Origin of the sequence: Streptomyces sp. NRRL S-244 (genome assembly GCF_000717915.1) — a bacterium.
In the GTDB taxonomy this organism is placed as follows: domain Bacteria; phylum Actinomycetota; class Actinomycetes; order Streptomycetales; family Streptomycetaceae; genus Streptomyces.
The window spans coordinates 32,393-56,281 of the sequence record NZ_JOCX01000033.1 but is presented as its reverse complement, the minus strand read 5'-3'; the positions used below and the strand labels follow the sequence as shown (position 1 = coordinate 56,281).

Below are 23,889 nucleotides of genomic sequence, written 5' to 3'. Positions count from 1 at the left end.
GGGCTGGGGGCCGGGGCCGGGGCCGGGGCTGGGGGCCGGGGGTGCCTCGCGGGCGGTCGAAGCAGCCCCGAGGCACCCTTGTGACGGTGCGGTACGGGCTGTGACACTGCGTGGATGGGGCGACGGACGCAGGCGGATCGCGACGCGATCACGATAGAGATCGGCTACGCGTTCGTCAGCGGGTGCTTCGCGGCCGCGCTCGTCTTCGGGGCGGTGTACGGCCCCGCCCTCGTCTTCGACGTCTCCCCCACCGCCGACGGGGTGCTCACGGTGACGGCCGGGGTCCTGGCGGGGGCGGTGTTCCTGTTCCGGATCACCCACGTCCTGTGGCGCTTCGCCCGCCGCACGGAGAACGACGGCCGCTGACCGCCGCGTCCCCGGCCGCCGTCAGCCGTCGGCCGTCCCGTCCGTCAGCCCAGAGTGGCGGCGTACAGCGTCTGGTTCCGGTACTTCCAACTCGGTGACTCGTCCCAGGGGTTGGGCATCCGCGTGCCGGTCGCGTACGCGTAGCCGGCGCCGCGCTCGAAGGCGGTGCGGAGCGTGGTGCGCATGGCGGTGGTGTCCGGGACGGCGTGGACGAGGTGCCAGAACGCGGTGCCGGTCGGGTCGAGTTCCGTACCGGCGCGGTAGCCGCCCGACTCTGCGAAAACGTTCCCTCCGAGCCAGCCGCTTCCCGTGTACGCGGCGTACGTGTCCTCGAAGGTGACGAAGACGTCCGCGGTGCGGTGGCCGGGCTCCAGGTAGCAGTCGGCGATGGCGGTGCCGGGGTTGTCGACCACGAGCTCGGCGGCCGTGGGGTCCGCGGCGTCCATGGTGTCCTGCACGTACGCGCGCAGCTGCGCGTAGTGGTCCCGGGTGGCGTTGCCGGGGCCGCAGTCGCGGCTGACGACGTCGAAGAAGATGCCGTCCACGTGCAGCCGGCCGTCGCGGGTCTTGAGGTAGTTGTCCACGGAGGCCTTGACGGCGGCGATGTCGCGGTTGCCGTGGTCCGTGTGGACGTAGCCGAGGACCTTCGTCTTCTCCCCGGTGGCGGTGGTCCCGGCCCGCAGCGCGTCGGCGCGGGCCTGCCAGCGGGCGTCGAAGGGGGCGTCGCCGTTGCCCGGGTTGAGGACGACCACGGACGCGGCGGGGGTGCTGGCGACGAGGTCGCCGAGCATGCGGTCCCCGGCCCATGCGTACGCGGGGACGCCGATCTCCAGTCCCCGCACGCCGGCTGCCCGGGGTCTCGGGGCCGGGACGGCGTCCTCGGCCGCGGTGCCGGCCGAGGCGGGCACGGCGGGCGCCGGGGCGGCCAGTAAGGAGGTGACCAGGACGGCGTACAGGGCCTTCACGGCGCGGGCCATGGCTGTTCCTCCGACGAGGGGCGGGGGCAGGAGCACGACCCGACGAACACTAGACGGGCGCCCGTTCGGTGAAAGCCGAACCACTCGCATTGGTATGAGGAACAGACAAGCGATCCGTCACCTCATCATGTGAATCCCGCGCGTCACGCGGCCGCACGGGCCGTCGTACGGACGGGCGCACGGGCGCACGGGCCGTCATACGGCGGGCAGCCCGATCCCGTGGGCCAGTTGGCCCGCCGCGTGCGTGAAGAAGGTGGCGCGGTCCTCGACGACCCGGTTGAACTGGCCGAACAGCTCGAAGGAGATGAGGCCGACCAGCTGCGCCCAGGCCGCGACCAGGGCGGCGGTGACCTCCGGGGGCAGCCCCTCGGCGAAGTCCGCGGTCATCCGTACGGCCTCGGGGCGCAGGGCGGCGGGCAGCGGCGGCAGCGCGAGGCCGCGCCCGGCGTGGGCGGCCCGGACGATGCCGATGAAGGTGTTGCCGACGCGGGAGGCGGGGGCGACCGTGTCCATGGGGGCGCTGTAACCGGGGACCGGGGAGCCGTAGATCAGGGAGTACTCGTGCGGGTGGCCCAGGGCCCAGGAGCGGACGGCCTCGCAGACGGCCGTCCAGCGCCCGCGGGGCGCGGCGCCGGCGGCGCGGGCGCGGGCGTCGGCCTCCTCGGCGGCGGCGCCGATGCTGTCGTAGGCGTCGACGATGAGGGCGGTGAGGAGCTCGTCGCGGCTCGGGAAGTAGCGGTAGAGGGCCGAGGAGACCATGCCCAGCTCGCGGGCCACGGCGCGCAGCGAGAGCTTGGCGGCGCCCTCGGCGGCGAGCATGCGGCGCGCCTCGTCCTTGATGGCGGCGGTGACCTCGATACGGGCCCGCTCCCGGGCCCCGCGCACGGTAGTCATACGAGCAGTGTGCCAGAAGGCAGAGCACTGCCCAAAAATCAGAGCGTCGCTCCATTCAGAGAGCACTGCTCTTGTTTTGGAGCGGCAATCCGTGCACACTGATCTCAAGCGAGAGCACCGCTCTCCCAACGACCCCGGAGCAGGCCATGAACGCGCCCACCCCGTACTACGTCCAGGCAAGTCCGCTCGCCACCCGCTTCAACGCCCTCTTCGGGAAGCTGGCCCGGCTCGGCATCAGCCTGGCCGGCTCCGCCGAGCTGTCGGTACGCGGCCGCAAGTCCGGCCAGATGCAGCGGATCCCGGTCAACCCGCACACGTACGAGGGCGAGCAGTACCTGGTGTCGGCGCGCGGCCACTCGCAGTGGGTCCGCAACATGCGGGTGGCGGGCGGCGGTGAGCTGCGCGTGGGCCGCAAGGTGCGCACCTTCACGGTCACCGAGATCACCGACCCGGTGCAGAAGGCCGCCGTGCTGCGCACCTACCTGGAGAAGTGGGGCTGGGAGGTCAACCGGTTCTTCCAGGGCGTCACCGCCCGGTCCACCGACGCGGAGCTCCAGGCCACCGCCGGCGACCACCCGGTCTTCCGCATCACGATGTCACACTGACGCGCACGGTTCAGGCGGCGCGGCGCACCCCGGGCCGCACCCCTTGCCGCACCCCGGGCGACCCCGGCCGGCCCCCCGCCCGCCCCGCCCCGCCCAAAAAGCAGCGGCGGCCTCGCCCGCACACCCGGCAAGACCGCCACCCTCGTCCATCCGCCGGCCAGGAAGAGCCCGGCCGCCGTACCACCCGCCCCCTCAGGGCCGGGCCGGCGCTTTAAGCCTTCTCCGTCTCCTGCCCTTGCCCCTGGCCCTGCTCCGGGCCCTCGGCCCGGTTCCGCGCCTGCCGGCCGTCCAGGACGTGCAGCGCCTTGCGGGCGATCGGATACGTCCGCACCAGGTCCGGCAGCGTCGTCGCGCCCCGGGTGATGCGGGCGAAGGCCCGCCATGCCGGACGGAAGCCGGTGATCGCCGCGTGCATCAGCCCCGGCCGGGCCTCGAAGGCTGTCAGCATCCGCTTGCCGATGCCCATCTCGACGCCCAGTCCGGCCTTGACCGCGAACGCGTAGTTCAGGGCCTGGCGGCGCGCGTCCACCGCGTCCTGCGCCTCGGAGATCTTCACCGCCCACTCCCCGGCCAGCCGGCCCGAGCGCAGCGCGAAGGAGATCCCCTCCCGGGTCCACGGCTCCAGCAGTCCGGCCGCGTCGCCCGCGACCAGGACCCGGCCCCGCGACAGCGGCGATTCGGGCTTGCGGCAGCGGGTCAGGTGCCCGGACGAGATGACGGGCTCGAACCCGGCGAGTCCGAGCCGGGCGATGAAGTCCTCCAGGTACCGCTTGGTCGCGGCCCCGTCGCCCTTCGCCGAGATGACCCCGACGGTCAGGGTGTCGCCCTTGGGGAAGACCCAGCCGTAACTGCCGGGCAGCGGGCCCCAGTCGAGGAGCACCCGCCCCTTCCAGTCTTCCGCGACCGTCTCCGGGACCGGGATCTCCGCCTCCAGGCCGAGGTCCACCTGGTCCATCTCGACGCCGACGTGCGCGCCGATCCGGCTCGCGCTGCCGTCCGCGCCGACCACCGCGCGCGCCAGGACGGTCTCCCCGTCGGCGAGGACCACGGCGACCGTGCGCCGGTCGGGCACCGCCGCCCCGTGCTGCTCGACCCGTGCGACGGCCGTCCCCGTGCGGATGGTGGCGCCGGCCTTCTCGGCCTCGGCGACCAGCGCCGCGTCGAACTCCGGCCGGTTGACGAGCCCGAAGAGCATCTGCCGCGCACGGCGGGTCCGGGTCAGCTTCCCGTTCAGCGAGAAGGTGACCGCGTGGATGCGGTCCTTGAACGGCAGGACGAAACCGGGCGGGAGGGCATCGCGCGAAGGCCCGATGATCCCGCCGCCGCACGTCTTGTACCGGGGCAGCTCGGCCTTCTCCAGCAGCAGTACGCGCCGCCCTGCCGTCGCCGCCGCGAACGCGGCCGAGGCGCCGGCCGGCCCGGCCCCGACCACGACCACGTCCCACACCTCACCGGTGCCCCCGGGCACCTCGGCCACCCCGTCCTCCGCCCCCTGAGCGGCCTGCCCTGCTACTGAGTCGGGTCCCCCGACGGTGCTGTCGTCGCTGCTCACGATGTGCTGCTGCTCCTGATCATGCGGTTGCTCCGATGCAGGGAAATCCTACGGCGCGAGTCCGCCCCGTCCTGCTGTGCGAGGATCGGGACTGTCTTTCGCCGTACCCGGCATACGCCCACCACGCGGATGCGGGCGGCGTACCCGACCGCCGAGTACACCCACACGGCGTAGGCGTACACGGCGTACACCTACACAACGTCGCACCCAAGAGGAGCGTGCCCATGTCCCAGAATCCGATCGCCGAGACCATCACCTCGCTGATGCCCCGCGCCAAGCAGGAGCTGAGCGAGCTGGTGGCCTTCCAGTCGGTGGCGGACTGGGCGCAGTTCCCGCAGAGCGAGAGCGAGGGCGCGGCCAACTGGGTGGCCGACGCGCTGCGCGCCGAGGGCTTCCAGGACGTGGCGCTCCTCGACACCCCCGACGGCACCCAGTCGGTGTACGGCTTCCTGCCCGGCCCGGAGGGTGCGCCGACCGTCCTCCTGTACGCGCACTACGACGTGCAGCCGCCGCTGGACGACGCCGCCTGGATCTCCCCCGCCTTCGAGCTGACCGAGCGCGACGGCCGCTGGTACGGGCGCGGCGCCGCGGACTGCAAGGGCGGGTTCATCATGCACCTGCTGGCGCTGCGCGCGCTGAAGGCCAACGGCGGGGTGCCGGTGAGCGTGAAGGTGATCGTCGAGGGCTCGGAGGAGCAGGGCACCGGCGGTCTCCAGCAGTACGCCGAGGCGCACCCGGAGCTGCTGACCGCCGACACGATCGTCATCGGCGACACGGGCAACTTCCGGCTCGGCCTGCCGACGGTCACGGCCACCTTGCGCGGCATGTGCCTGATCAAGGTGAAGATCGACACCCTCGGCGGCAACCTGCACTCCGGCATGTTCGGCGGCGCCGCGCCCGACGCGCTGGCCGCGCTGATCCGGCTGCTGGACTCGCTGCGCGCCGCGGACGGTTCGACGACCGTCGACGGCCTGGCCTCGGACGCCGTCTGGGAGGGCCTGCAGTACCCGGAGGCGGACTTCCGCGCCGACGCGAAGGTGCTGGACGGGGTCGGGCTGATCGGCGAGGGCACGATCGCGGACCGGCTCTGGGCCCGCCCGGCCGTCACCGTGCTCGGCATCGACTGCCCGCCGGTCGTCGGCGCCACCCCCTCGGTGCACGCGAGCGCCGGCGCCCTGATCAGCCTGCGCGTGCCGCCGGGCGTGGACACGGCCGCCGCCGTCAAGCTGCTGGAGGCGCACCTGGTGGCGCACACCCCGTGGCAGGCGCGCCTCGACCTCGAGGTCGTGGGCCAGGGCCAGCCGTTCCGGGCGGACACCGACAGCCCGGCGTACGCGTCGATGAAGGCGGCCCTTCAGGAGGCTTACCCGGGCCAGGAGATGCAGATCAGCGGCATGGGCGGATCGATTCCGCTGTGCAACACGCTGAACTCGCTCTACCCGGAGGCGGAGATGCTGCTGATCGGGCTGAGCGAGCCCGAGGCGCAGATCCACGCGGTGAACGAGAGCGTCTCGCCGGAGGAGCTGGAGCGGCTGTCGGTCGCCGAGGCCCTGTTCCTGGTCAACTACGCGGAGTCCAAGCGCGGCTGACCGGCTGACCGACGGATCGGCGGACCGACGGATCGGCGGATCGGCGGATCGGCGGATCGGCGGATCGGCGGATCGGCGGATCGGCCGACCTGCGGATCGGCCGACCTGCGGATCGGCCGACCTGCGGATCGGCTGACCTGCGGATCGGCCGGCCCGTCGGCCCGTCGGCCTGCGCCACGGGCGAAATCCGCTCCCGGTGAAAGGCCGGCCGGGAGCGGAGCCGGCGGACGTACGTTCGGGGCATGGATCTTGTCGAAGTACTCCCGCAGCGGCTCCACATGCTCCGCTTCCCGATCGGCCAGGCGTACCTGTGGCGCGACGGTGAGTCTCTGACCCTGATCGACTCCGGCCACGTCGGCGCCGCCGCGGCGATCGAGGAGGCCGTCCGCTCCCTCGGGCTGCGCCCGGAGCGGCTGGAGCGGATCGTCCTGACCCACTGCCACCGCGACCACATCGGCGCCGCGGAGGAACTCGCCGGGCGCTGGGGTGCGCAGGTGCTGGCGCACCGGCTGGAGGCACCGGTGATCCGGGGCGAGCTCCCGGTCCCGGAGCCGGTCCTGCTGGACTGGGAACTCCCGCTGTACGCGCACGGCCTGACGGTGCCGCAGGCGCCGCCGACGCGGGTCGACCGGGAGGTCGAGGACGGGGAGGTGCTCCCGTTCGGCGGCGGCGCGGTGGTGGTCCACGCCCCCGGCCACACGCCGGGCAGCATCGGCATCCATCTGCCGCGCCACGGAGTGCTGTTCGCGGGCGACTGCATCGCGGGGGTGGGACAGGTGATGCTGGGCGTGTTCAACGTGGACCGCGCGCAGGCCCAGGCCTCGTTCCGGCGTCTGGCGGGGCTGTCCCCGTCGGTGGCCTGCTTCGGCCACGGAGACCCGCTCACCGAGGCCGCGGCGGCCACCCTCCGCGCAGCCGCGGCCATCCCGTAGCCGCGGCCCCGAGGGGCCGGGAGCCGAACTCCCGGCCAAAGGGAGTCAAGGGGAGTCAAGGGGAGTCATGGCGTCGGGCGGCCGGCCTCCAGGTAGAGGGGGCGGCCGCGCTCGCGGGCTCGCAGGGCCCAGCGCAGGCGCTCGTAGCGGACCGGTGGGAGCAGGCCCGCCGCCTCCTCCTCCGTGACGAACCGCCACGCCCGCAGCTCCGGACCCGGCAGCCGGAGCCCCGCGGCGGCGGCGGGCGAGAGGCGGCCCCCGTCGAACAGCAGCCGCAGTCCCCCGTACGCCGGAGCCATCGGCGGCTCCCAGTCCACGACCAGCAGCCCCGGTACGGCGTCCAGCGCCAGGCCCAGTTCCTCCGCGACCTCCCGCACCCCCGCGCCGCCCGGCGCCTCGCCCGCCTCCACGACCCCGCCCGGGAACTCCCAGCCCGGCTTGTACGTCGGATCGACCAACAGCACCCGGTCCTCGTCGTCGAACAGCAGTACCCCGGCCGCCACCGTCTCCCGGGTCGGCTCCGGCGTCTGCACGATGTCGCAGACCCGGGCCGCGTCCGTGCGTACGGCTTCGGCTATCCGCTCCGCCGTCTCCCGTACGCTCAGGGCGCCGTTGTCGATGACGTGCGCGTCCGCCGCCAGCCAGCCGCCCAGCGCCTGCCGGTAGGCGGGGATGTGGTCGTACGCCCACTGCCGCACCCGCACGTCCGCGTCGGCCGGGTCCCCCGGCTCCTCCCGCGTCGCGATCCGCTCGCGCAGGATCGTTTCCGCCGGGGCGAGCAGCACATGCCGCACCGGAATCCGGCGCGCCGCCAGCCCGCCGAAGATCTCGTCCCGGTACTCCTGCCGCAACAGCGTCATCGGCACGACCAGCACCCCGCCCAGCTCCGCGAGCATCGCGGCGGCGGTGTCCACCACCAGGCGCCGCCAGCTCGGCAGGTCCTGGTAGTCGGAGACCTCCACGAGGCGTTTGCGCGGCAGCAGTTGGCGTAGTGAGTCGCCGACGAGCTCCGGGTCGTACAGGGTGCTGTCCGGCAGGATCCCGGTCAGTTCGCGGGCCGTGCTGGTCTTCCCGGCGCCGAATGTGCCGTTGATCCAGACAATCACGTCTACCCCTCTCCCCATGGCTCGTCCGGAGCCCCCAGTGGCTTGCCCGCATCACCCTGCCACGGAAACCCGCTCCTCCGCCCAGTGCTTATCCTCAAGGTCGGAAAGGTCAGAACCAGCCCCGCCCGCCCCGCCGCCTCCGGAGGTTTCCGTCCCGTGCCGCACACCCGCCGCCCGTCCGACCCCCGCTACGGCAACCGGCCGACCATGAAGGACGTGGCGTCCCGTGCGGGCGTGGGCCTCAAGACGGTCTCGCGCGTGGTCAACGGCGAGGCGGGGGTCACCCCGGACACCGTGCGCCGGGTCCAGGAGGCCATCGAGGCGCTCGGTTTCCGCCGCAACGACAGCGCCCGCGTGTTGCGCAAGGGCCGTACGGCCACCGTCGGACTGGTCCTGGAGGACCTCGCGGACCCCTTCTACGGGCCGCTGAACCGGGCCGTGGAGGAAGTGGCCCGGGCCCACGGGGCACTGCTCATCAACGGGTCCAGCGCCGAGGACCCCGACCGGGAGCGGGAGTTGGCGCTGGCGCTGTGCGCGCGCCGGGTGGACGGGCTGATCGTGATCCCGGCCGGGGACGACCACCGCTACCTGGAGCCGGAGATCCGGGCGGGGGTGGCCACGGTGTTCGTGGACCGGCCGGCGGGCCGGATCGAGGCGGACGTGGTGCTGTCGGACAGCTTCGGCGGTTCCCGCGCGGGCGTGGCGCACCTCATCGGGGGCGGCCACCGCCGGATCGGCTTCATCGGCGACCATCCGCACATCCACACGGCGACGGAGCGCCTGCGCGGCTACCGGGCGGCGATGGCGGACGCGGGCCTGCCGGTCGCGGAGCCCTGGGTCTCCCTCGGCTCGACCTCCCCGGACCGCGTCCGCGAGGCGGCCCGCGCGATGCTGACGGGCCCGGACCGCGTCACGGCGCTCTTCGCGGGGAACAACCGGGTGACGGTGACGCTGGTACGGGTCCTGGCCGAGCACCCGGTGCCGGTGGCCCTGGTCGGCTTCGACGACTTCGAGCTGGCCGACCTGCTGCGGCCCGGGGTGACGGTGGTGGCCCAGGACGCGGCGGCCCTGGGCCGGGTGGCCACGGACCGCCTCTTCCAGCGCCTCTCGGGCGCGGCCCTCGCTCCGGCCCGCATCGAACTCCCGACCCGGCTGATCCCCCGCGGCTCGGGAGAACTCCCCCCGGCCGCGTGAGGGTTCGGCTTCAGCGGATCAGCCCCCGCAGTACGGGCACGGCCCCGCCGGCGGCGGTGAGCCCGGCGAGTACGGAGAGGGCGACGGGGACGCCGCCCATGAAGCTCAGCCCGCCGACGGCGCACCCGATCAGCAGGGCGATGACGAGCACGACGGCGGCGTGCAGGGACAGGAACGGCTGTTCCGTTTCACGTGGAGTGGTCATGGCTCGATTGCACCCCCGGCCGAACCGTCGGCAGGCACGTACGGAACGAACCCGGTCCGAGCCGATCGCCCCGGAAACACCTTGAACGACACGGGTGTTCGGCGGAACGCGCCGGCCGTTCCGCGCTGTTCGGGAAAGTTCGGGACTGTTCCGCCGACGTCGTTCTAACCTGGGCGGCCACACATGGCCGAGGGGGGACATGGGGGACATGGAGCCGCAGCCGAACGGCACCTTCACGACCTTCGAGGAGGGACTCGCCGCGCTTACCGATGATCTGACACGATTACGGATCGAGCGGGGCAGGCCCTCGTACCGCGATCTCGAAGCGCGCGCGGCCGGTTCCGGTACCGAGCTCCGGCTGTCGGTGGCCACGCAGAGCGAGATCTTCAACGGCAAGCGGCTCGTCCGGCCCGACACCTTCATGGCACTGATCCGGATCCTGCTGTCGTACGACGAGTACGGCCGGCGCACCGCCGTCCCCTCCCACACCGACCCCGAAGTCGCCGTCTGGCGGCGGCGCTGGCAGGAACTGGCCGCCCTCCAGCCTCCCGGGCACTCGCGCGCCCGCGCACGCACCGGTGTGCCGCAGGCGGCCACCGCGGCCGAGGAGGCGGTCCGGGAGGCCGCCCCGCACGACACGGCCGCCCGACCCCACGCACCCGCCGGTCCGGCCGAACCCCGCGAACCCCACGGGCCCACCGGACAGGCCCGGCCGCCCTGGGATCCCGAACCGCCCGCCCGGCCCATGCCCGGACCGGCTCCCGGGCCGGCCCCCGGGCCGCCCGCCGGACCACCGCCCGGCCTGCACGCCGGCCCGGGCCCGTACGCCCTCCGCCACCGCCTCGTCGGGCACCTCGCCCCGGTCCGGGACCTGGCCTTCTCCCCCGACGGCCGCCTGCTGGCCTCCGCCGGCGGCGACACCGTCCAGCTGTGGGACACCACGACGGGCCTCGGCACCATCACCCCCTTCACCGCGACGCACCCCCTCGCGTTCACCCCCGAAGGGCGGCTGCTGGCGGCCGACTCCAGAGACCCCTGCGTACTCCACCGGATCGACCCCGCGACCGGCCGCCCCGACGGCCCGCCCCTCACCGGCCACGCCTCCCCCGTCACCGGAATCACCTGCGCACCGACCGGAGGCATGGCCGCCACCCTCGAACTCGGCGGCACCGTACGGCTCTGCGACCTGTCCGTCGGCCGCCTCCCGGTCGTCGTCACCCACGGCGGCGGCGCGGACCCGATCGACGCGGTGGCCTTCGCCCGCGACGGCCGGCTGCTCGCCGCCGCCCGCAGTTCACGGGTCTGGGACCTGCTCGGCGGAGGGGTCGCCGGTGCGCCCCGCGCCGCGGCCGCCGGCATTCCGGATGCGATCGCCCTCTCCCCCGACGGGCTGCTGCTCGCCCTCGGCCACCGCGACGGCCGGACGTCCGTGTACGAGGCGGCCGGCGGCCGTGACGCGCTGACCCTCCGGGGCCACGCCGGCCCGGTCTGTGCGCTGGCTTTCTCCCCCGACGGGCGGCTCCTCGCCACCGGCTCCGACGACGCGACCGTACGCCTGTGGGACACGGCCACCGGCCTGCCGGTCGGCCCGCCGCTGAGCGACCACGCCGGCCGGGTCGAGGACATCGCCTTCTCGACCACCGGACGGCTGCTTGCCACCTCGTCGTCCGACGAGACGGTGATGCTGTACGAACGGTCCGGCGCCCCCCGTACGACACGGCTCGCGGCCAAAGCCCTGGCCGTCGCCCTGCGCGAACGTCAGCCGGTCCGGCTGCCGCCCGTCCAGGCCGAAGCCGCCCTCATCAGGGTGGCCTTCTCCCCAGACGGCCGCCTCGTCGTGGCGACCACCGGCGCGGGGTCCGTACACGTGTGGGACCCGGTCACCCGACGGCCCGTCGGTCCGCCCCCGGCCCAGCTCGCCACCCTGCCCTGGTGCCTGGCCTTCTCTCCCGACGGGACCGTGCTCGCCACGGCGTCCGCCAACCGGACCGTGTACCTGCGGGATCCGGTGACCGGCGCGAGGGTCCGGGAGCTGCCGACCGACCACCGCGGCCCGCTGAAACGCCTCGCGTTCTCCCCTGACGGGCAACTGCTCGCCACGGGGAGCACGGACGGCACCGTGGAGCTGTGGAATCCGGCCACCGGCAGACGTTTCCGTGAGCCCCTCAGCGGTCACACCAACGAGGTCGTGGGGCTCGCCTTCGCCCCGGACGGGCGGCGCCTGGTCACCTCCGGCGCCGACGGCCGGGTGCTGTGGCGGGATCCCGGCAGGCCGCTGCTGCCCGACGGTGTCTCGCTCGGCCATCAGGGCGCGGTGTGGTCGGCGGTGTTCTCACCGGACGGGACCCTACTGGCCACGGCGGGCGGTGACGCCACCGTACGGGTGTGGGATCCGGACGGCGGCCTGCCGGTCGGCGAACCGCTGACCGGCCACCGCTCCGCGGTGTACGACGTGGCGTTCTCGCCGGACGGGCAGCTACTGGCCTCGGCGGGCGAAGACGGCGTCGTCCTGTTGTGGCACCCGGCCACCGGCAGGCGCGTCGGCGGTCCGCTCGAAGGCCACGAGGCCGTCAACGCCGTGGCCTTCTCCCCCGACGGGAGCCTGCTCGTCACCGCGGGCCGGGACGGAACCCTGAACCGCTGGATCATCGGCCCGCTGTAAAACGCGCAAGACGTCGCGAGGCCCGGCCGGGGCGTCCCCGGCCGGGCCTCGTCCACCGCGCGGCGGATCAGGCGGTCGCCGTCAGCGTCGCCGAGCGGCGCGGGATCGCGAAGGCGTCCAGCTCGGCGCGGGTCAGGCCGGTCAGGGCGGTGACCTCCTCGGCACCCACCGCGCCGCAGTCCAGGCCGCGGACCAGGTAGCCGGCCAGGGCCTTGGCCGTGGCGGGCTCGTCCATCACGTCGCCCTCGATCTTCGCGACGTACGCCTTCAGTCGCGCGGCAGCGGCTTCGAGGCCCTCGCGGTAGAAGGTGAACACCGCCGCGTAGCGGGTCGGCAGGTGGCCCGGGTGCATGTCCCAGCCCTGGTAGTAGGCGCGGGCCAGGGCCCGGCGGGTGAGGCCGTAGTGCAGCTTCCAGGCCTCGTGTACGTGCTCGGTGCTGCCGATCGGCAGGACGTTCGTGGAGCCGTCGGAGACGCGTACTCCGGTGCCGGCGGCCGCGACCTGCATGATCGCCTTGGCGTGGTCGGCGGCGGGGTGGTCGCTCGACTGGTACGCGGCGGAGACGCCGACGCAGGCGCTGTAGTCGAAGGTGCCGTAGTGCAGGCCGGTGGCGCGGCCCTTGGAGGCCTCGATCATCCGGGCCACGGTGGCGGTGCCGTCGGAGGCGACGATCGACTGGCTGGTCTCGATCTGGATCTCGAAGCCGATCCGGCCCGGGCGCAGGCCGCGGGCGGTCTCGAAGGCCTCCAGCAGCTTGACGAAGGCGCTGACCTGCTCGGCGTACGTGACCTTCGGGAGGGTCAGGACGAGACCCTCGGGCAGCCCGCCGTGCTCCAGCAGCCCGGACAGGAAGATGTCGGTGGTGCGGATGCCGCGGTCGCGGACGTTGGACTCCATGCACTTCATGCGGATGCCCATGTACGGGGCGTTCGTGCCGTTGGAGAAGGCTTCGGAGACGAGGCGGGCGGCGCGGGCGGCCGCCTGGTCCTCCTCCTCGTCGGAGCGGACGCCGAAGCCGTCCTCGAAGTCGACGCGGAGGTCCTCGATGGGCTCGCGCCGCAGCTTGGCGCGGACGCGGTCGTAGACGGGGACGGCGAGCTCGTCGGAGATGCCGAGGACCTTGGCGAAGGTGGCGGCGTCCGGGGCGTGCTCGTCGAGGGCGGCGAGGGCCTGGTCGCCCCAGGAGCGGATGGTGTCGGCGGCGAAGACGTCACCGGGGACGTAGACCGTGTGGATGGGCTGGCGGGTGCCGGGGTCGCCCGGGTAGTGGCGCGCGAGCTCCGCGTCCACCGGGGCGAGGGAGGCGCTGATTCCCTCGCTGACCGCGCCTGCGAGGCTCGTCGCCACCTTCTCCTGCTGACCCATCGTGCACTCTCCTCTTTTTCCGCTTCACGGAAGCTTAGATCCGCATAGCAGAATTTAATGATGAGTACATTGTCTAGTCAATGGTTGCAGGAAACAGCTCGGGGCCGCGTGGTGAGTCACCACGCGGCCCCGAGTCACAGCATCGACGCAGGTCAGCCCTTGCGGGCCTTGATCTCGTCGGTCAGCTGCGGGACGACCGCGAAGAGGTCGCCGACCACGCCGTAGTCGACCAGGTCGAAGATCGGGGCCTCGGCGTCCTTGTTGATGGCCACGATGGTCTTCGAGGTCTGCATGCCGGCCCGGTGCTGGATCGCGCCCGAGATGCCGGAGGCGATGTACAGCTGCGGGGAGACCGACTTGCCGGTCTGGCCGACCTGGTTGGAGTGCGGGTACCAGCCGGCGTCGACGGCGGCGCGCGAGGCGCCGACGGCGGCACCGAGGGAGTCCGCGAGCTCCTCGATGATGTGGAAGTTCTCGGCGCCGTTGACGCCGCGGCCGCCGGAGACCACGATCGCGGCCTCGGTCAGCTCGGGGCGGCCGGTCGACTCGCGCGGGGTGCGGGAGACGACCTTGGTGCCGGTGGCCAGGGCGCCGAAGGTGACGGCGAGCGCCTCGACGGTGCCGGCGGCCGGGGCGGCCTCGACCGGAGCCGAGTTCGGCTTGACGGTGATGACCGGGGTGCCCTTGGAGACGCGGGACTTGGTGGTGAAGGACGCGGCGAAGGCGGCCTGCGTCGCGACCGGACCCTCGTCACCGGCCTCCAGGTCGATGGCGTCGGTGATGATGCCGGAGCCGATGCGGACCGCCAGGCGGGCGGCGATCTCCTTGCCCTCGGCGGAGGAGGGGACGAGCACGGCGGCCGGGGAGACGGCGTCGTACGCGGCCTGGAGCGCGTCCACCTTCGGTACGACGAGGTACTCGGTGAACTCGGGGGCGTCGGCGGTCAGGACCTTGACCGCACCGTGCTCGGCGAGCACGGCGGCGGTGTTCTCGGCACCGGCGCCGAGGGCGACGGCGACGGGCTCGCCGATGCGGCGGGCCAGGGTCAGCAGCTCGAGGGTGGGCTTGCGGACGGCGCCGTCCGCGTGGTCGACGTAGACGAGGACTTCAGCCATGGGAATGCTCCTGCGAATGCGAAGTAGTCAGGGGGCGATCGAGAGGGTTTCGGCCGAAGCTCTTAGATGAACTTCTGGCCGGCCAGAAACTCGGCCAGCGCCTTGCCGCCCTCGCCCTCGTCCTTGACGATCGTGCCGGCGGTGCGGGCCGGGCGCTGCGTCGCGGAGTCGACCGCGGTCCAGGAGCCTTCGAGGCCGACCTCGTCCGACTCGATCTCCAGCTCCTCCAGGTCCCAGGACTCCACCGGCTTCTTCTTGGCGGCCATGATGCCCTTGAAGGAGGGGTAGCGGGCCTCGCCCGACTGGTCCGTCACGGAGACGAGCGCCGGGAGGGAGGCCTCCAGCTGCTCGCTCGCGGAGTCGCCGTCGCGGCGGCCCGTCACGGTGCCGTCCTCGACCTTGACCTCGGAGAGCAGGGTGACCTGCGGGACGCCCAGGCGCTCGGCCAGGATCGCCGGGAGCACGCCCATGGTGCCGTCGGTCGAGGCCATACCGGTGATGACCAGGTCGTAGCCGGCCTTCTCGATCGCCTTGGCGAGCACCAGCGAGGTGCCCATGACGTCGCTGCCGTGCAGGTCGTCGTCCTCGACGTGGATGGCCTTGTCGGCGCCCATGGACAGCGCCTTGCGCAGCGCGTCCTTGGCGTCCTCGGGGCCCACCGTCAGGACGGTGATCTCGGCGTCGTCGGCGTCTTCGGCGATCTGCAGCGCCTGCTCGACGGCGTACTCGTCGAGCTCCGACAGCAGACCGTCGACGTCGTCGCGGTCGACCGTCAGGTCATCGGCGAAGTGCCGGTCGCCGGTGGCGTCGGGCACGTACTTCACACAGACAACGATCCTCAGGCTCACGCCGGCTCTCCTACCGCATCGTCTTTTTTCTGATACCGCCTTGTGCAGGCAGCATAGGCGCCTTGTCGGGCGGATCCCGGTCGGGGCGGCCCGCGCTCCGAAGGGAATGTTACTCGCCAGTACACCGTGGGTGCCCCGCGGTGGCAAGGCCGGTGAACTGTGATCTGTCCAACGCCGCCCGAACCCGCCCCAGCAGGGACGTTTCAGTCGCGCAGCGCGTTGAAGCGGCCCTGGTGGTACAGCAGCGGCCGGCCCTCCCCGGCGGGGTCCCCGGCCACCGCCTCCGCGATGATCACCCGGTGCGCCCCGGCCGGCACGCGCGCCACCACCCGGCACACCAGCCACGCCAGTACGCCGTCCAGCACCGGAACCCCGTACGGACCCGGGGCCCAGCCCGTGCCGGACCCGAACCGGTCGGCTCCGCTGCGGGCGAACAGGCCCGCGAGGTCCTCCTGGTGCTCGCCGAGTATGTGGACGCCGAGGTGCTCGGAGTCGCGTATCGCGGGCCAGCTGGAGGCCCCCGTGGCGATGGTGAAGGACAGCAGTGGAGGATCGGCGGAGACCGAGTTGAGCGAGGTCGCGGTGAACCCGACGGGGCGGCCGCCGTCCTCGGCGGTGATCACGGCCACTCCCGCGGCATGCCGGCGGAAGACGGAGCGCAGCAGGTCGGGCGAGCCGGGCCGGCCGGAGTCGGCGGTGGCGGTGGCGGGGACGGTGGAGGCGGTCGGGGCCGTCATGGAGGTGCTTCCTTCTGCCGCGGAGGCGGCGGGCACGGGCGCGGTGGGATCGGGTCGGGGACCGGGTTCGTTCAGTGGCCCCGACAACGCGCGCTCGCGTAGCGGACGAGGTCCACGTGGGCCCGCCCGTAAAGCAGGAGTTCATACCGCATGCCGCCAGCCTGGCGATCTCCCGTGTACACAGTCAAGCCGCATCGGGCAGATGCGAGGCGCGTCACGCTGCGTGCGGGCGCGTGCACCGGCGTACCGGCGGTCGGGCCGACCGCCGGGCCGATGATCGGGCCGGCCGCCGCGCGCGTCATACCGCGGCGCCCAGCGCGGCGATCACGTCCGCCTTGCGCGGCATCCCCACCGCGCGCCGCACGATCCGGCCCTCGGCGTCCAGGACGAGCACGGTCGGTGTCTTCTCGATGCCGAGGGCGCGCACCAGCTCGAGACGGGCCTCAGCGTCGATCTCGATGTGCCGGACGCCCTCGACCAGGCCGGTCACGTCGGCGAGGATCCGCCGGGTGGCCCGGCAGGGCTGGCAGAACGCGCTGGAGAACTGCACCAGGGTGGCCCGGCGCCCAAGCGGTACGCCCAGTTCCGCCGCGCCCAGCCGTGCCAGGCCCGTGACCTGCCCGTCCTCATCGCCGTGCACGCTGCTCCCGTCGCCGCGGACCCCGTTGCCGCATCATTGAATTGCGTTCGTACGGTGATCCGAGCGCCCCGGCCGCGCGCCGCATTCCCGGCGTGATGAGAATCTCCTCGGGCACGGTCGTCTGGGCTGGCCAGCAGCCCGCGTATGGGGCACGATCCCCAAGGGCAGCGTACCTACGCAGCCGTAACTTCCGGCCGGGAGCACCTCCCCAGGCAGAAAGCGGGGTCTCCCCCTCATGGCTGAGTTCGTCTACCCTCCGGTGATCGGCGCCGCCCACACCCTCTTCAAGGCGCTGGACATCCGCATCGACATGAAGGGCACGGAGAACATCCCGCGCAAGGGCGGGGCGGTACTCGTGTCGAACCACATCGGCTACCTCGACTTCATCTTCGCCGGCCTGACCGCGCGGCCGCAGAAGCGCCTGGTCCGCTTCATGGCGAAGGAGTCGGTCTTCCGCCACAAGGTGTCCGGTCCGCTGATGCGCGCGATGAAGCACATCCCGGTCGACCGCAAGCAGGGCGAGACGGCCTACCAGCACGCCCTCGACTCGCTGCGCGCGGGCGAGATCATCGGCGTGTTCCCGGAGGCGACGATCTCCCAGTCGTTCACCCTCAAGAGCTTCAAGTCGGGCGCCGCGCGCATGGCCCAGGAGGCCGGCGTCCCGCTGATCCCGGTGGCGCTGTGGGGCACCCAGCGGCTGTGGGCCAAGGGCCGCCCGAAGAACCTCAAGCGCAGCCACATCCCGGTGACGATGCGGGTCGGCGAGCCGATCGAGGCGCCCTCCGACCAGTACGCCGGTGCCATCACCCGCCGCCTGCGCGAGCGGGTGCAGGAGCTGCTCGACGCCGCGCAGAGCGCCTACCCGGGCAAGCCCAAGGGCCCCGAGGACACCTGGTGGGTGCCGGCGCACCTGGGCGGCACCGCGCCGACGGCCGCCCAGGTCAAGGAAGCGGGCTGATCCCGCACCACCAGGTCGGGTGATCCTGCGGCCCCGCCGTTCACGGCGGGGCCGTTCGTACGTGCGCTTCCCATCTCCGTCGGGAGGTTCCGCCACAGCTCCGGCCGGTCGGCGGACCCCTGGAGGGCCCCCAGCGCGGCCGGGTGCGCCGCGGCGTACAGCTCGGGGTAGTCGACCTCGCCGAGTTCGGGGCGTACGGGGAAGGCGAGCCGCTCGGCGTCCAGTGCGAACCGGGCGTCCACGCCTGGTTTGTTCCCCCGCGGGTCCTGGCGGGCCCAGTCCGCGGCCCCCGGCAGCCGGAGGGCGATCAGCCCGTGCACGACGGGGTTCGAGCCGTCGTCCTCGGTGAGCCGCTGGTAGCAGAGGCCGGCCGGGATGCCCCTGGCCCGCAACAGGGCGACCAGCGCATGGGACTTGGCGAAGCAGATGCCGTTGCGGGTGCGCAGCACGTCCGAGGCGCGCCAGGAGACGCGCAGGTCCCCGGAGTCGGCGGAGTGCGGGATGGTGTCGCGGACGAACTCGAAGGCGACCTTGACGTATGAATATGCGTCGCCGGTGGCGGTCCAGAGGGCGTCGGCGGTCTCCCGTACGAGCGGGTGGTCATGGTCGATGACCTCATCTGCCGCCAGATAGGCGCGCGCATCCGGGCTTTGCGGGATCAGCTGCATGGCCCGGAGCATAGGCATACCCCCGACCGCGAATCAATGGATTTGCGGTCGGGGGTATATCTATTCAGATCTTCAGCGGGACAGCTCTTCCTTCAGTGCCTGGAGGAAGCCGTCCACGTCTTCCTCCTGGGTGTCGAAGCCGCACATCCAGCGCACGTGGCCGGCGGCCTCGTCCCAGAAGTAGAAGCGGTAGCGCTTCTGCAGCCGCCGCGACACCTCCTGCGGCAGCTTCGCGAACACCGCGTTGGCCTGCACCGGGTAGAGGATCTCCACCCCGTCGGTCTCGCGCACCCCCGCCGCCAGCCGCTGTGCCATCGCGTTGGCGTGCCGGGCGTTGCGCAGCCACAGGTCCTTGGCGAGCAGCGCCTCCAGCTGCACCGACACGAACCGCATCTTGGACGCGAGCTGCATCGACATCTTGCGGATGTGCTTCATCTGCCGGACCGCGTCCGGGTTGACGACCACCACGGCCTCGCCGAACATCATGCCGTTCTTGGTGCCGCCGTAGGACAGCACGTCCACGCCCACCGTGTTGGTGAACGTGCGCATCGGCACGTCGAGTGAGGCCGCGGCGTTGGCTATGCGGGCACCGTCGAGGTGGACCTTCATGCCGTGGGCGTGCGCGTGCTCGCAGATCGCCCGGATCTCGTCCGGCGTGTAGACCGTGCCGAGCTCGGTGTTCTGGGTGATCGAGACGACCTGCGGCATCGCCCGGTGCTCGTCCTCCCAGCCCCAGGCCTGCCGGTCGATGAGCTCGGGGGTGAGCTTGCCGTCCGGGGTCGGGACGGTGAGCAGCTTGAGCCCGGCCATCCGCTCCGGGGCGCCGCCCTCGTCGACGTTGATGTGCGCCGTCTCCGCGCAGATCACCGCACCCCAGCGGTCCGTCAGGGCCTGGAGGGCCGTGACGTTCGCGCCGGTGCCGTTGAAGACCGGGAAGGCCTCCGCGTACGGGCCGAAGTGGCTGCGGATGATCTTCTGCAGATGCTCGGTGTACTCGTCCTCGCCATAGGCGACCTGGTGGCCGCCGTTGGCCAGGGCGAGGGCCTCCAGGATCTCCGGATGGACCCCCGCGTAGTTGTCGCTCGCGAATCCGCGCACCGCCGGATCGTGGTGGCGGTGGGCATCGGTCTTCACGGTTGCGGAGTGAGCCACAGACGCTGTCCGTTCACATCGATGGCGGGCCGCTCCCAGACGCCGGCGATGGCCTCGGCCAGCTCCTTGACGTCGGTGAAGCCCGCGAACTTCGCATTGGGGCGCTCGGCGCGCATCGCGTCGTGCACCAGTGCCTTGATCACCAGGATCGCAGCCGCGGCGCCCGGGCCGTCCTCGCCCCCCGCCTTGCGGAAGGAGTCGGCGAGGGCGAGCGTCCAGGCCTCGGCGGCCGCCTTGCCCGCGTTGTACGCGGCGTTGTTGGCGACCGGCTTGTGCGCGCCGGACTGGCTGATCAGCACGTAGCGGCCGCGGTCACTGCGCAGCAGCCCGTCGTGGAAGGCGAGCGAGGTGTGCTGGACGGTGCGGATCAGGAGCTTCTCCAGGAAGTCCCAGTCCGCGAGGTCCACGTCGGTGAAGGTCTTGCTGCCGCGCCAGCCGCCGACGAGGTGGACGACCCCGTCGATGCGGCCGAACTCCTTCTCGGTCCGCTCGGCCCAGGCCTTGGTGGCCTCCAGGTCGAGCAGGTCCACGGTGTCACCGGTGACGGTGGCACCGCCGTGGGCGTAGCGGGCCGCGTCCACGGACTCCGCGAGGCGCGTCGGGTCGGCGTCGGCCGCGACGACCACGGCACCGGCCTCGGCGAGGCGGACCAGGGCGGCGCGACCGGCGGGGCCGCCGGCCCCGGCGACCGCCACGACGGCACCGTGGAGCTTGCCGTTCCCGGACTTCCCTGCGCTGTTCATCTGTGCAGCCTCCTGTGCGCGAGCGCTCACGCGGCGACCCGCTCGGCCGAATCGGCGTTCACTGCAGTGATGCCCTTCGTGGAGGCGATCACTCCCTTGAGCTTCTTGGCGAGCGCCTCATAGAACATGCTCAGCGGAAACTCGTCGGGAAGCACGTCGTCGACGAGCTTGCGCGGCGGCTGCGTCAGGTCGAGCGCGTCGGGGCCCTTGGCCCACTTGGAGCCCGGGTGAGGGGCGAGGTAGGTGGAGACGAGCTCGTACGCCTTGAACCAGTGGACGAGCTTCGGGCGGTCGATGCCGGCCCGGTAGAGGTCCTCGATCTCGGCGCACAGCTGGTTGGTGACCTGCGGGGCACGCATCCAGTCGATCTTCAGCTTGTTGTCCGTCCAGCGCACGACGTCGTGCTTGTGGAGGTACGCGAAGAGCAGCTGGCCGCCGAGGCCGTCGTAGTTGCGGTTGCGGTCACCGGAGACCGGGAAGCGGAACATCCGGTCGAAGAGGACGGCGTACTGCACGTCACGGCCGTGCTCGTTGCCCTCGGACTCCAGCTTCACGGCCTCCTTGAAGGCGGTGAGGTCGCAGCGCAGCTCCTCCAGGCCGTACATCCAGAACGGCTGGCGCTGCTTGATCATGAAGGGGTCGAACGGCAGGTCGCCGTGGCTGTGGGTGCGGTCGTGGACCATGTCCCACAGGACGAAGGCCTTCTCGCAGCGCTCCTGGTCCTCGACCATGCGGGCGATGTCCTCGGGCAGCTCGATGCCCAGGATGTCGACGGCGGCCTCGGTGACCTTGCGGTAGCGGGCGGCCTCGCGGTCGCAGAAGATGCCGCCCCAGGTGAAGCGCTCGGGGGCCTCGCGGACGGCGATGGTCTCCGGGAAGAGCACGGCGGAGTGCGTGTCGTAGCCCGGGGTGAAGTCCTCGAAGGTGATGCCGAGGAAGAGCGGGTTGTCGTACCGGGTGCGCTCCAGCTCGGAGAGCCACTCGGGCCACACCATCTTCAGGACGACGGCCTCGAAGTTGCGGTCGAGGTTGCCGTTCTGCGTGTACATGGGGAAGACGACCAGGTGCTGGAGCCCGTCGGCACGCTCGGCGGCCGGGTGGAAGGCCAGCAGGGAGTCCAGGAAGTCCGGCACCTTGAAGCCGTCCGCCACCCACTTGCGCAGGTCGGAGACGAGCGCGCGGTGGTACGCGGCGGCGTGCGGCAGCAGCGGCGACAGCGTCTCCACGGCGGCGATCGCCCGCTCGACGGCCGCTGCGACCTCGGTCGGAGCCGGGGCGCCCGCGGCCTCGAAGTCGATCGAGCCGTCCTTGGCCTGCCAGGGGCGGATCTCCTCCACGGCGGCCTTGAGCTCGGGCCACGCCGGGTGGTCGACCACCCGCGCACCGGCGGCTATCACCGCACCGCCAGAACCCGGCACAAGAATTTCCGTCATGTCACTTCCTCCACAGGAGAACCTCGCGTCAACACAGCGTATGCGTGCGGGCCTGTCCTGCTCAAGGGGCTGCGCGGGAAATTATCCTGCGCGACCCCTGTCGGCACCGTAATTCTTCCCGCCGTCCACCGTCCGAGCGAGCGCTTCGCCCCTTTCGCGCACCGCCACTCGCACCCGCCGGCCCTTCGGGCGGCCACCCGAAGGGCCGGTGGGTGACGTCCGTCACTCAGGCGGTGCGGAAGTGCGGGATGACCTTCTCGCCCCACTGCCGCAGGGTTTCCATGCAGGCCTCCTGCGGCACCGTGCCCATCTGGATCAGGCACATGACCTCGTCCGCACCCGCCTCCTTGAGCCGCTGCACGTACGCGATGGCGTCGTCGGCGCTCCCGTACGCGTGATCGGCGTGGAAGGTCGCCGTCGACGTGGGCCGTACCGGTACGGCCTGCTCGTGCAGCCGGGCCACCACCTGCTCGGCCGCCCGGCGCATCAGCGCCGCCTCGTCGGCGCCCGCGACCACGGCCTCGTCCGGGATGCCGGCGCCGCCGTACCAGTGGCCGATGGACTGGGCGAAGAACCGCTGGCCGCGGATGCCGATCCGGCGCGCCTCGGCCGGATCGTCGAGCACGATGGTCGGGCAGAGCACCGAGAAGTGGTCGTTGACCGCGGTGGAGACGAAGCGCGCGCCGTCCCGGCCGGCCACCGCCCCGTCGTACACGGCCCGCATCCCGGCGATGGACTCCGGCCCGGCGAAGCCCATCACCAGGGCCCCCACGCCCAGTTCGGCGGCCTGTACGAGGGTCTCGGCGCGGCTGCACGCCAGGAACAGCGGCGGGTGCGGGGTCTGGCGCGGCCGCGGCAGGATCGGGTGCGGGTCGATGTCGATCAGCTCGCCGTGGTACTCCAGCTCCTCCTCCTGCCAGGCCTTGCCGATGATCCGCAGCGCCTCCTCCACCTCCTGCGCGGTGCGCTCCCGGTCGACCCCGCACAGGGAGGTCTCCTGCTCGGTGCCGCCGCGCCCGGCTCCGAGGTCGAGGCGGCCGCCGGAGAGCAGGTCGAGCATGGCCGCCCGCTCGGCCACCCGCACCGGGTGGTTGAAGTGGAAGGGCATGCAGACGACCCCGTGGCCGATGCGTATGGTGTGCGTCCGGGCCGCGACCCAGGTCAGGAAGACCTCGGGAGCCGACATGTGCGCGTACCACTTCAGGGAGTGGTGCTCGACGGCCCAGATCCGGTCGAATCCCACCCGCTCGGCGAGCACGGCCTGCTCCACGCAGTCGTGGATGACCTGGTGCTCCCGCTCCACGGTCGGGTCGGCGAGCTGAGCTTCGAAGATCACGGAGAATTTCACGATGCCTCCAGGGTTGCGTCCCGTGCCCGGCCTTACTTCAATTCGGAATATGACTAGTAGTCAGACGTCGAAGAAGCAAGACCTGCCGGCCACCGCGTGGGCCGTGCTCGGGCTGCTGTCCTTCCCCGGGGAGCGCACCGGGTACGAGCTGAAGAAGTGGGCGGACTCCTCGCTGCGCTTCTTCTACTGGTCCCCGGCCATCAGCCAGATCTACGCCGAACTGCGCCGGCTGGAGGAGCTCGGGTACGCGGCCTCCGCGCGCTCGGGACCCGAGGAGGCCCGGGCCAAGCGCCGCTACGCCATCACCGACGCGGGGCGCGCGGCCCTCGCCGGCTGGGCCTCGGACACCGCGGAGGCCGGACCCCCGGTGCTCAAGCACGGGCTGCTGCTGCGGATCTGGCTCGGCCACCTCGCCGAGCCGGAGCTGCTGCGCGCGATGGTCGGCGAGCACCTGGAGCGCACCCGGGGCGAACTGGCCGCCGTACGGGAGGCCATGGCGCAGGCGGGGGACGTACCGGAGTGGGCCTTCCCCGCGCTCGCGCTGCGCTGGAGCGAGCGGCAGCACCTGGCCGAACTGGAGCTGGGCGAGGCCCTGCTGGCCGATCTCGCGGAGCTGGACCCGGCCACTGCGGGAGCCCCGGCCGGAGCCCAGGCCGCGGACCGTCAAGGCGGCGGGGACGCGCCCACGCCCGGGTGACGCGGCAGGGCCGCCGCGGCGCGCGCGGCGGCGTACGGCCCTGGCGGGAACCGGCCGAAGGGCCCGTTCCGGGCGCTGCACGGGCGGTCCCATCGCATCCCC

The 23,889-nt window shown here is 72.5% G+C and carries 22 protein-coding genes and 1 pseudogene; 8 read left to right on the top strand and 15 right to left on the bottom strand.

Annotated elements, in window-relative coordinates; translation table 11 throughout:
• The first annotated feature begins 114 nt into the window (after positions 1-114).
• Complete coding sequence (locus tag IF02_RS0128555; protein ID WP_030161935.1) at positions 115-366, top strand: DUF6332 family protein; 252 nt, start codon at positions 115-117, stop codon at positions 364-366.
• Positions 367-410: 44 nt separating this feature from the next.
• Here the strand turns inward: IF02_RS0128555 and IF02_RS0128550 are convergent, their stop codons facing one another.
• Positions 411-1,343, bottom strand: coding sequence for a spherulation-specific family 4 protein (locus IF02_RS0128550; protein ID WP_078622392.1), 933 nt, complete (start codon positions 1,341-1,343; stop codon positions 411-413).
• Positions 1,344-1,538: 195 nt separating this feature from the next.
• The gene (locus tag IF02_RS0128545; protein ID WP_030161931.1) at positions 1,539-2,237 is read right to left on the bottom strand and encodes a TetR/AcrR family transcriptional regulator; all 699 of its coding nucleotides are present in this window, start codon (positions 2,235-2,237) and stop codon (positions 1,539-1,541) included.
• 146 nt (positions 2,238-2,383) lie between these two features.
• On the opposite strand from IF02_RS0128545, the gene IF02_RS0128540 reads away from it, so the two are divergent.
• Positions 2,384-2,842 (top strand): nitroreductase/quinone reductase family protein, encoded by a 459-nt coding sequence (locus tag IF02_RS0128540; protein ID WP_030161929.1) that lies wholly within the window; start codon positions 2,384-2,386, stop codon positions 2,840-2,842.
• A 211-nt stretch (positions 2,843-3,053) separates the two neighbouring features.
• On the opposite strand, the gene IF02_RS0128535 is transcribed toward IF02_RS0128540, so the two are convergent.
• Positions 3,054-4,289 carry a geranylgeranyl reductase family protein gene (locus IF02_RS0128535; protein ID WP_051696623.1) on the bottom strand — a complete coding sequence of 412 codons (1,236 nt, stop codon included), beginning with the start codon at positions 4,287-4,289 and terminating at the stop codon, positions 3,054-3,056.
• 329 nt (positions 4,290-4,618) lie between these two features.
• On the opposite strand from IF02_RS0128535, the gene IF02_RS0128525 reads away from it, so the two are divergent.
• Together IF02_RS0128525 and IF02_RS0128520 are read left to right on the top strand one after the other, a co-directional pair.
• Complete coding sequence (locus IF02_RS0128525; protein WP_030161925.1) at positions 4,619-5,983, top strand: dipeptidase; 1,365 nt, start codon at positions 4,619-4,621, stop codon at positions 5,981-5,983.
• Positions 5,984-6,225: 242 nt separating this feature from the next.
• On the top strand, positions 6,226-6,915 hold the full coding sequence (locus IF02_RS0128520) for an MBL fold metallo-hydrolase (RefSeq protein ID WP_030161924.1): 690 nt from the start codon (positions 6,226-6,228) through the stop codon (positions 6,913-6,915).
• A gap of 65 nt (positions 6,916-6,980) precedes the next feature.
• Here the strand turns inward: IF02_RS0128520 and IF02_RS0128515 are convergent, their stop codons facing one another.
• The gene (locus IF02_RS0128515; protein ID WP_106977373.1) at positions 6,981-8,039 is read right to left on the bottom strand and encodes an NUDIX hydrolase; all 1,059 of its coding nucleotides are present in this window, start codon (positions 8,037-8,039) and stop codon (positions 6,981-6,983) included.
• Positions 8,040-8,177: 138 nt separating this feature from the next.
• On the opposite strand from IF02_RS0128515, the gene IF02_RS0128510 reads away from it, so the two are divergent.
• Positions 8,178-9,215, top strand: coding sequence for a LacI family DNA-binding transcriptional regulator (locus tag IF02_RS0128510; protein WP_030161921.1), 1,038 nt, complete (start codon positions 8,178-8,180; stop codon positions 9,213-9,215).
• 10 nt (positions 9,216-9,225) lie between these two features.
• Here the strand turns inward: IF02_RS0128510 and IF02_RS0128505 are convergent, their stop codons facing one another.
• Positions 9,226-9,420, bottom strand: a complete 195-nt coding sequence (locus tag IF02_RS0128505; protein WP_030161920.1) for a hypothetical protein — start codon at positions 9,418-9,420, stop codon at positions 9,226-9,228.
• A gap of 208 nt (positions 9,421-9,628) precedes the next feature.
• Between IF02_RS0128505 and IF02_RS0128500 the strand changes: the two genes are divergently transcribed.
• Entirely contained in the window at positions 9,629-12,082 is a 2,454-nt protein-coding gene (locus tag IF02_RS0128500) for a WD40 repeat domain-containing protein (protein WP_234318356.1), read from the top strand.
• 67 nt (positions 12,083-12,149) lie between these two features.
• Here IF02_RS0128500 and IF02_RS0128495 read toward each other — a convergent pair whose 3' ends face one another.
• From IF02_RS0128495 to IF02_RS0128475, 5 genes are all read right to left on the bottom strand, one after another.
• Positions 12,150-13,448 (bottom strand): DUF6986 family protein, encoded by a 1,299-nt coding sequence (locus tag IF02_RS0128495; RefSeq protein WP_030161918.1) that lies wholly within the window; start codon positions 13,446-13,448, stop codon positions 12,150-12,152.
• Positions 13,449-13,600: 152 nt separating this feature from the next.
• On the bottom strand, positions 13,601-14,563 hold the full coding sequence (locus IF02_RS0128490; protein ID WP_030161917.1) for an electron transfer flavoprotein subunit alpha/FixB family protein: 963 nt from the start codon (positions 14,561-14,563) through the stop codon (positions 13,601-13,603).
• A gap of 62 nt (positions 14,564-14,625) precedes the next feature.
• Complete coding sequence (locus IF02_RS0128485; RefSeq protein ID WP_030161916.1) at positions 14,626-15,411, bottom strand: electron transfer flavoprotein subunit beta/FixA family protein; 786 nt, start codon at positions 15,409-15,411, stop codon at positions 14,626-14,628.
• Between the two features lie 203 nt (positions 15,412-15,614).
• On the bottom strand, positions 15,615-16,148 hold the full coding sequence (locus tag IF02_RS0128480) for a flavin reductase family protein (protein WP_030161915.1): 534 nt from the start codon (positions 16,146-16,148) through the stop codon (positions 15,615-15,617).
• A gap of 298 nt (positions 16,149-16,446) precedes the next feature.
• Positions 16,447-16,788, bottom strand: coding sequence for a TlpA family protein disulfide reductase (locus IF02_RS0128475; protein WP_051696619.1), 342 nt, complete (start codon positions 16,786-16,788; stop codon positions 16,447-16,449).
• Between the two features lie 235 nt (positions 16,789-17,023).
• On the opposite strand from IF02_RS0128475, the gene IF02_RS0128470 reads away from it, so the two are divergent.
• On the top strand, positions 17,024-17,746 hold the full coding sequence (locus IF02_RS0128470) for a lysophospholipid acyltransferase family protein (protein WP_030161911.1): 723 nt from the start codon (positions 17,024-17,026) through the stop codon (positions 17,744-17,746).
• A gap of 71 nt (positions 17,747-17,817) precedes the next feature.
• Here IF02_RS0128470 and IF02_RS0128465 read toward each other — a convergent pair.
• From IF02_RS0128465 to IF02_RS0128445, 5 genes and pseudogenes are all read right to left on the bottom strand, one after another.
• Positions 17,818-18,414, bottom strand: a pseudogene (locus IF02_RS0128465) (transglutaminase-like domain-containing protein); the annotation flags it as partial.
• A 72-nt stretch (positions 18,415-18,486) separates the two neighbouring features.
• Positions 18,487-19,548 (bottom strand): threonine aldolase family protein, encoded by a 1,062-nt coding sequence (locus tag IF02_RS0128460; protein WP_030161907.1) that lies wholly within the window; start codon positions 19,546-19,548, stop codon positions 18,487-18,489.
• On the bottom strand, positions 19,545-20,309 hold the full coding sequence (locus IF02_RS0128455; RefSeq protein WP_030161905.1) for an SDR family NAD(P)-dependent oxidoreductase: 765 nt from the start codon (positions 20,307-20,309) through the stop codon (positions 19,545-19,547). The genes IF02_RS0128460 and IF02_RS0128455 overlap by 4 nt, the downstream gene beginning before the upstream one ends.
• Positions 20,310-20,335: 26 nt before the next feature.
• On the bottom strand, positions 20,336-21,742 hold the full coding sequence (locus IF02_RS0128450) for a DUF6421 family protein (protein ID WP_030161903.1): 1,407 nt from the start codon (positions 21,740-21,742) through the stop codon (positions 20,336-20,338).
• Positions 21,743-21,968: 226 nt separating this feature from the next.
• Positions 21,969-23,090, bottom strand: coding sequence for an LLM class flavin-dependent oxidoreductase (locus IF02_RS0128445; protein WP_030161901.1), 1,122 nt, complete (start codon positions 23,088-23,090; stop codon positions 21,969-21,971).
• A 49-nt stretch (positions 23,091-23,139) separates the two neighbouring features.
• On the opposite strand from IF02_RS0128445, the gene IF02_RS0128440 reads away from it, so the two are divergent.
• Positions 23,140-23,787 (top strand): PadR family transcriptional regulator, encoded by a 648-nt coding sequence (locus IF02_RS0128440; protein ID WP_051696618.1) that lies wholly within the window; start codon positions 23,140-23,142, stop codon positions 23,785-23,787.
• Positions 23,788-23,889: the final 102 nt, after the last annotated feature.

Bases quoted from the DNA above. Each gene is read 5' to 3' on its own strand.
- IF02_RS0128555 (WP_030161935.1), top strand. From the start codon at position 115: ATGGGGCGACGGACGCAGGCGGATCGCGACGCGATCACGATAGAGATC.
- IF02_RS0128550 (WP_078622392.1), bottom strand. From the start codon at position 1,343: ATGGCCCGCGCCGTGAAGGCCCTGTACGCCGTCCTGGTCACCTCCTTA.
- IF02_RS0128545 (WP_030161931.1), bottom strand. From the start codon at position 2,237: ATGACTACCGTGCGCGGGGCCCGGGAGCGGGCCCGTATCGAGGTCACC.
- IF02_RS0128540 (WP_030161929.1), top strand. From the start codon at position 2,384: ATGAACGCGCCCACCCCGTACTACGTCCAGGCAAGTCCGCTCGCCACC.
- IF02_RS0128525 (WP_030161925.1), top strand. From the start codon at position 4,619: ATGTCCCAGAATCCGATCGCCGAGACCATCACCTCGCTGATGCCCCGC.
- IF02_RS0128520 (WP_030161924.1), top strand. From the start codon at position 6,226: ATGGATCTTGTCGAAGTACTCCCGCAGCGGCTCCACATGCTCCGCTTC.
- IF02_RS0128515 (WP_106977373.1), bottom strand. From the start codon at position 8,039: ATGGGGAGAGGGGTAGACGTGATTGTCTGGATCAACGGCACATTCGGC.
- IF02_RS0128505 (WP_030161920.1), bottom strand. From the start codon at position 9,420: ATGACCACTCCACGTGAAACGGAACAGCCGTTCCTGTCCCTGCACGCC.
- IF02_RS0128500 (WP_234318356.1), top strand. From the start codon at position 9,629: ATGGAGCCGCAGCCGAACGGCACCTTCACGACCTTCGAGGAGGGACTC.
- IF02_RS0128495 (WP_030161918.1), bottom strand. From the start codon at position 13,448: ATGGGTCAGCAGGAGAAGGTGGCGACGAGCCTCGCAGGCGCGGTCAGC.
- IF02_RS0128490 (WP_030161917.1), bottom strand. From the start codon at position 14,563: ATGGCTGAAGTCCTCGTCTACGTCGACCACGCGGACGGCGCCGTCCGC.
- IF02_RS0128480 (WP_030161915.1), bottom strand. From the start codon at position 16,148: ATGACGGCCCCGACCGCCTCCACCGTCCCCGCCACCGCCACCGCCGAC.
- IF02_RS0128470 (WP_030161911.1), top strand. From the start codon at position 17,024: ATGGCTGAGTTCGTCTACCCTCCGGTGATCGGCGCCGCCCACACCCTC.
- IF02_RS0128455 (WP_030161905.1), bottom strand. From the start codon at position 20,309: ATGAACAGCGCAGGGAAGTCCGGGAACGGCAAGCTCCACGGTGCCGTC.
- IF02_RS0128450 (WP_030161903.1), bottom strand. From the start codon at position 21,742: ATGACGGAAATTCTTGTGCCGGGTTCTGGCGGTGCGGTGATAGCCGCC.
- IF02_RS0128440 (WP_051696618.1), top strand. From the start codon at position 23,140: ATGACTAGTAGTCAGACGTCGAAGAAGCAAGACCTGCCGGCCACCGCG.